Origin of the sequence: Collinsella sp. CLA-AP-H1 (assembly GCF_040092945.1) — a bacterium.
Taxonomy (GTDB): domain Bacteria; phylum Actinomycetota; class Coriobacteriia; order Coriobacteriales; family Coriobacteriaceae; genus Collinsella.
This window is the reverse complement of the sequence record NZ_JBBNKO010000028.1, coordinates 1-5,991: the sequence shown is the minus strand read 5'-3', so window position 1 is coordinate 5,991 and position 5,991 is coordinate 1. Positions and strand designations below refer to the sequence as shown.

Here is a 5,991-nt window from a genome sequence, read left to right as displayed (position 1 = left end):
GGGCCCTCTCGGGGGCAGGGACGTTCGGCCGTGCGCGGGCGCCCGGTCGGCGGCCCGTTCTGGGCGCGCCTCAATCGTAGCCCGAGACGGTCCCGGGCTGACAATTTCGACTGTAATGGACGTTCTTGTTTGACTAGTCGTTTAAGAACGTCCCCAATGACTACCCTCCCATCGGGGACTAGGTAAATAGCAAAAGCCCCGCAGTCGGAGCGGACTGCGGGGCTCATGAAGAGAGGCTAGTTTGTGGGCGCTTTGCCTAGCGCCCACGAGAGAGGCAACAGAGTAGAGACTACTCGTGAATGCGGGTACCGGAGAGGCCAGCCATGGTCTCGGCGGCCTTGTCCAGAGCGCCGATGATGCAGGTGCGGCCCTTGCGGGAACGGGCGAACTTGATGGCAGCGCGAACCTTGGGCTCCATGGAACCCTTGCCGAACTGGCCCTCGTCGGCCAGGCGCTCGGCCTCGTCGGCGGTGAGGTCCTCGAGCTCCTCCTGGTTGGGCTTGCCAAAGTTGATGGCGACATGCTCAACGGCGGTCAGCAGGAACAGAACGTCGGCGTCGCAGTCCTCGGCCAGCAGCTCGCCGCCCAGGTCCTTGTCGATGACGGCGGGAACGCCCTTGTAGCAGCCCTTGTTCTCGTAGTCGCGGACGACGGGGATGCCGCCGCCACCGCAGGCGATGACGATGAACTCGTTGTCGAGCAGGTTGAGGATGGAGTCGGCCTCGACGATCTTCTTGGGATCGGGGGAAGCGACGACGCGACGCCAGCCGCGGCCGGAATCCTCGACGAAGACCTTGGAGGGATCCTCGGCCATGAACTCCTTGGCCTGCTCCTCGGTGTAGAAGGGGCCAATCGGCTTGGTCGGGTTCTTGAACGCGGGATCATCCGGGTCGCACTCGATCTGGGTGACGACGGTGGCGGCGTGCCAACGCTTATAGCGCTTGTGCATCTCGCGGCCGATGCCCTGCTGCAGGTGATAACCAATGTAGCCCTGGGACATGGCGCCGCACTCGGGCAGCGGCATCTCGGGGGTACCGATGGCATCGTGGGCAGCGGCGAAGGCGTTCTGGATCATGCCGACCTGCGGGCCGTTGCCGTGGGTGATGATGATCTCATTGCCCTGCTCGATGAGACCGAGGAGAGCGTGGGCGGTGTTGCTCACGGCCTCGATCTGCTCAACGGGGTTGTTGCCGAGGGCGTTGCCGCCAAGGGCGACGACAATACGATCAGGCTTGCCAAGAGGCTTAGACATTGCTGGAATCCTTTCTGTAAAAGGCCTACAACCCATTAATAACCCGCGTCCGTGCGATACGTGAGTTTATTAAGGTTTATATTCTCTTTATCGCTCATTTTATTCATTTTGAAAACAGTTGAACGGTGAACGGTCATTTTTACCCGCTCAGCGTAAAGAAGCCCAGCTTAGGTATATCTACGCCATTTACGTGCGACTTTATTTTAATAGAGCAGGGATTAGACTAGATTATGCAAACTATATCTCCGCTAAACACAAAACAGACAACGTAATATCTTACTCGCACTATACGAGATTCTATGCATTAATAAGACGAGTATGCACCCCTGCAAAAACATGGGGCTTTTCATTCAGCAAAAGGAATAAAGAAGAGCTCCGAAAAGGCGGCAACAGCCAAGTCCCCCATCCATCCCCAAAGTGGCGCGAGGTTTCGCGGCAAAGCCGCGAAACAGCGAAGGGGACAAAAGGCCCCCACAACCACGTCCTTCATCAGCCCACACAATCCGAGGACGTAGTCGTAGCAGGATCTGAGGGCTGACCTTCGCGGACACTCCGCAGGACGAAAGAACCCCCGCCGCACGTAGTGCGCAGCGGGGGTTCTTTCATGTCCGAGGACGTCCGCGAAGGTCAGCCCTCAGATCCTGCGGTGGGAGACCTAGGCCTCGTTGTACACCGTCTTGAGCTTCAGCAGGTGAGCGTAGCGGTCCATAGCGGCCTGCTCGTTCTCCTTGAAGAGCTCCTCGGCGCGCTCGGGGAAGGAACGCGTCAGCGAAGCGTAACGGGCCTCGTTCATCAGGAACTCCTGATAACCGCCCGCGGGCTCCTTGGAATCGAGCGAGAACTTCTTGCCGGCAGCAGCCTCGGGGTTGAAGCGGAAGAGGTTCCAGTAACCGCACTCGACAGCCTTCTTCATCTCGGCCTGGCAGTTCTGCATGCCGCCCTTCTTGATGGAGTGCATCTCGCAGGGGCTGTAGCCGATGATGAGGGACGGGCCGTCGTAGGCCTCGGCCTCGTGAATGGCCTTAAGGGTCTGAGCCGGGTTGGCGCCCATGGCGACCTGCGCCACGTAGACGTAGCCGTAGCTCATGGCAATCTCGGCCAGGGACTTCTTCTTGGTCACCTTACCGGCAGCGGCGAACTGAGCAACCTGGCCCAGGTTCGAGGCCTTGGAGGCCTGACCGCCGGTGTTGGAGTAGACCTCGGTGTCGAAGACGAAGACGTTGACGTTGTGGCCGGAAGCCAGGACGTGGTCCAGGCCACCGAAGCCGATGTCGTAAGCCCAACCGTCGCCACCGAAGATCCAGAAGGACTTCTTGGTGAGGTAAGCCTTGTCGGCGAGGATCGCCTTGGAAGCGTCACAGCCGCACTTCTCGAGCTCGGCAACGTAGGCAGCGGCAGCGGTCTTAGAGGCCTCGGCGTCGTTGACGGAGTCAATCCAAGCCTGACCGGCGGCCTTGAGCTCGTCGGACGGACCGTCAGCGGCGATGATCTCCTGCGTAGCAGCGATCAGCTTCTTCTGAACGGCCTCGTAACCGACGGCCATGCCCAGACCGTGCTCGGCATTGTCCTCGAACAGGGAGTTGTTCCACGCCGGGCCGTGACCGTCCTTGTCCTTGCAGTAAGGAGCGGTGGCAGCGGGGTTGCCCCAAATGGAGGAGCAGCCGGTGGCGTTGGAGATGAACATGCGGTCGCCGGCGACCTGGGTCACCAGACGTGCATAGGCGGTCTCGGCGCAGCCGGCGCAGGAGCCGGAGAACTCCAGGTAGGGCTGCTTAAACTGGCTGCCCTTGACGTTGGCCGCGATGAGCTCCTTCTTCTCGGAGACGTTCTCGACCATGTAGTCCCAAACGGGCTGCTGGTCCATCTCCTGCTCGGTGGGAACCATCTCGAGGGCGCCCTTGGGGCAGACCTTGACGCAGTTGGTGCAGCCCATGCAGTCGAGCGGGGACACGGCCATGGTGAACTTCATGCCCTTGGCCTTGGGGCCCATGGCGTCGAGCGTGCGGGTAGCCTCGGGTGCGGCGGCAGCCTCGTCCTCGGTCATCGCGAACGGACGGATGGTAGCATGCGGGCACACATAGGCGCACTGGTTGCACTGGATGCACTTGGTCTCGTCCCAGTGAGGAACGACCACGGCGACACCGCGCTTCTCGTATGCAGAGGCGCCCAGCTCAAACTGGCCGTCGGCGCAATCGACAAAGGCGGAAACGGGCAGGCTGTCGCCATCCATGCGATCGATGGGCTCGAGCAGGTTCTTGACCTGCTGGGCGATAGCGGACTTGGTCTCCTCGGAGAGCTCGACGGGAGCGGCATCCTCGGCGGTAGCCCAGTCGGCCGGAACCTCGAACTTACGGAAGGCGGTAGCGCCGGCATCGATGGCCTTGTGGTTGGCGTCGACGATGGCCTGGCCCTTCTTCATGTAGGACTTGGTAGCCGCGTCCTTCATGTACTGCAGGGCGTCCTCGGCGGGCAGGACCTTGGCCAGCGCGAAGAAGGCGGACTGGAGCACCGTGTTGGTGCGCTTGCCCATGCCGACCTTGGCAGCCAGGTCGATAGCGTCGATCAGGTAGACGTTGACGTTGTTGTTCGCGATGTAGCGCTTGGCCACGGCGGGCATGTGCTCGGCGAACTCCTCGTCGCTCCACTGGCAGTTGACCAGGAAGGTGCCACCCGGCTTGACGTCGCGGACCATCTTGAAGCCCTTGACGATGTAGCTGGGGTTGTGGCAGGCGACAAAGTCGGCCTTGGTCACATAGTACGGCGAGCGGATCGGGGAATCACCAAAGCGCAGGTGCGAAACGGTGACGCCGCCGGTCTTCTTGGAGTCGTACTGGAAGTAGGCCTGAACGTACTTGTCAGTGTGATCGCCGATGATCTTAATCGAGTTCTTGTTGGCGCCGACGGTACCGTCGCCACCCAGACCCCAGAACTTGCACTCGATGGTGCCGGGGGCTGCGGTGTTGGGCGCATCCTCGGCCTCGGGCAGGCTCAGGTTGGTCACGTCATCGACAATGCCGATGGTGAACTCGCGCTTGGGCTCGTCCTTCTTAAGCTCCTCAAAGACAGCGAACGCGGACGCGGGAGGCGTGTCCTTGCTGCCCAGGCCGTAACGGCCGCCGACGACCTTGATGCCCGTCTTGCCGGCCTCGTAGAGAGCGGAGACGACGTCCTGGTAGAGCGGCTCGCCGATGGAACCCGGCTCCTTGGTGCGGTCCATGACGGCGATCTTCTGGACGGTCTCGGGGAGAACGTCGACGAAGTGCTTGATGGAGAACGGACGGAACAGACGAACCTTGACCAAGCCGACCTTCTCACCGTGGGCGTTGAGGTAGTCGATGACTTCCTCGAGCACGTCGCAGAAGGAGCCCATGCACACGACGACGCGATCGGCATCGGGAGCGCCATAGTAGTTGAACAGGCCGTAATCGGTGCCGAGCTTCTCGTTGATCTTCTTCATATAGCCCTCGACGACGGCAGGGAGCTCGTCGTAGACCTTGTTGCAGGCCTCGCGGTTCTGGAAGAAGATGTCGCCGTTCTCGTGGCTGCCGCGGGTGTGCGGGTGCTCAGGGTTGAGCGCGTGGTCGCGGAAAGCCTGGACGGCGTCCATGTCGCACATCTCGGCAAGATCCTTATAGTCCCACATGGCGACCTTCTGGATCTCGTGGCTGGTGCGGAAGCCGTCGAAGAAGTTAAGGAACGGGGTCTTACCCTCGATGGCGGCAAGGTGAGCCACCGGCGAGAGGTCCATGACCTCCTGGACGTTGCCCTCGGCGAGCATGGCGAAACCGGTCTGGCGGCAGGCCATAACGTCGGAGTGATCGCCGAAGATGTTCAGGGCGTGGGAAGCAACGCAACGCGCGGAGACGTGGAAGACGCCCGGGAGCTGCTCGCCCGCGATCTTGTACATGTTCGGGATCATCAGGAGCAGGCCCTGAGAAGCCGTGTAGGTGGTGGTCAGAGCACCGGCGCCCAGCGAACCGTGAACGGTACCGGCTGCGCCTGCCTCGGACTCCATCTCGACGACCTTGACCGGGGTGCCAAAGATGTTCTTGCGACCCTGGGCCGCCCACTGGTCGACATGGTCGGCCATCGGGCTGGACGGCGTAATGGGATAGATTCCCGCTACCTCGGTGTACGCATACGAAACATATGCGGCCGCCTCGTTGCCGTCCATAGACTTAAACTTACGCGCCATATACCCCTCTCCTCTCATATAGGTATACAGGCCCCGGCGATCGCCGGGATATTGGCGTGATGGGATTTTCGCTGTTGCTTCCAATCATCTGGCAGGCAGACTGAGCAGCAGGTACATGGCGTGGAGAGAAGGCATACCGAGGCGAGGAGGGCTGCACGCACTCCACAGGCCCAGCTGCCCGTCTTGCACATGACCGAGCGCCGCAAAGGCCGCATGCCGGATGCTCCCGGGCACGCCCCGGCGATGGGAAGCGCCCGCAACGGAAATCCGCATGCGGGCTTATTGTACCCCGCCGCCAAGTGTAATTTCGACAAATATAGGTGGGCGGTAAAGGTTTACCTCGGGTGACCGCCAAGGGCCAAAATGAACGCTTCGTCCCCGGGCGATTGGCCCTGGCGCGCCATGGAGTGTCCCCAGGTGCCGGCAGAGACGATATGAGCAGGACATAAAAACATTGAGAGCCCCTGCTGCATGAAAGACCGCGGATCAGGCCGACAATGGTGAGTGTCTAATCCAACCGCGGCGGCCACGCCGCATTCATGGA

At 61.2% G+C, this 5,991-nt stretch carries 2 protein-coding genes; both read right to left on the bottom strand.

Translation table 11 applies throughout. From position 1 onward, the window contains the following. Positions 1–289: 289 nt before the first annotated feature. On the bottom strand, positions 290–1,252 hold the full coding sequence (gene arcC, locus AAAV44_RS09725; RefSeq protein ID WP_006235166.1) for a carbamate kinase: 963 nt from the start codon (positions 1,250–1,252) through the stop codon (positions 290–292). A gap of 655 nt (positions 1,253–1,907) precedes the next feature. Continuing rightward, positions 1,908–5,447 (bottom strand): pyruvate:ferredoxin (flavodoxin) oxidoreductase, encoded by a 3,540-nt coding sequence (gene nifJ / locus AAAV44_RS09720; RefSeq protein ID WP_117776362.1) that lies wholly within the window; start codon positions 5,445–5,447, stop codon positions 1,908–1,910. Between the last annotated feature and the right edge of the window lie 544 nt (positions 5,448–5,991).

What these genes read in the sequence shown, in the direction of transcription:
- arcC (WP_006235166.1), bottom strand. Translation starts at nt 1,252, where the DNA reads ATGTCTAAGCCTCTTGGCAAGCCTGATCGTATTGTCGTCGCCCTTGGC.
- nifJ (WP_117776362.1), bottom strand. Translation starts at nt 5,447, where the DNA reads ATGGCGCGTAAGTTTAAGTCTATGGACGGCAACGAGGCGGCCGCATAT.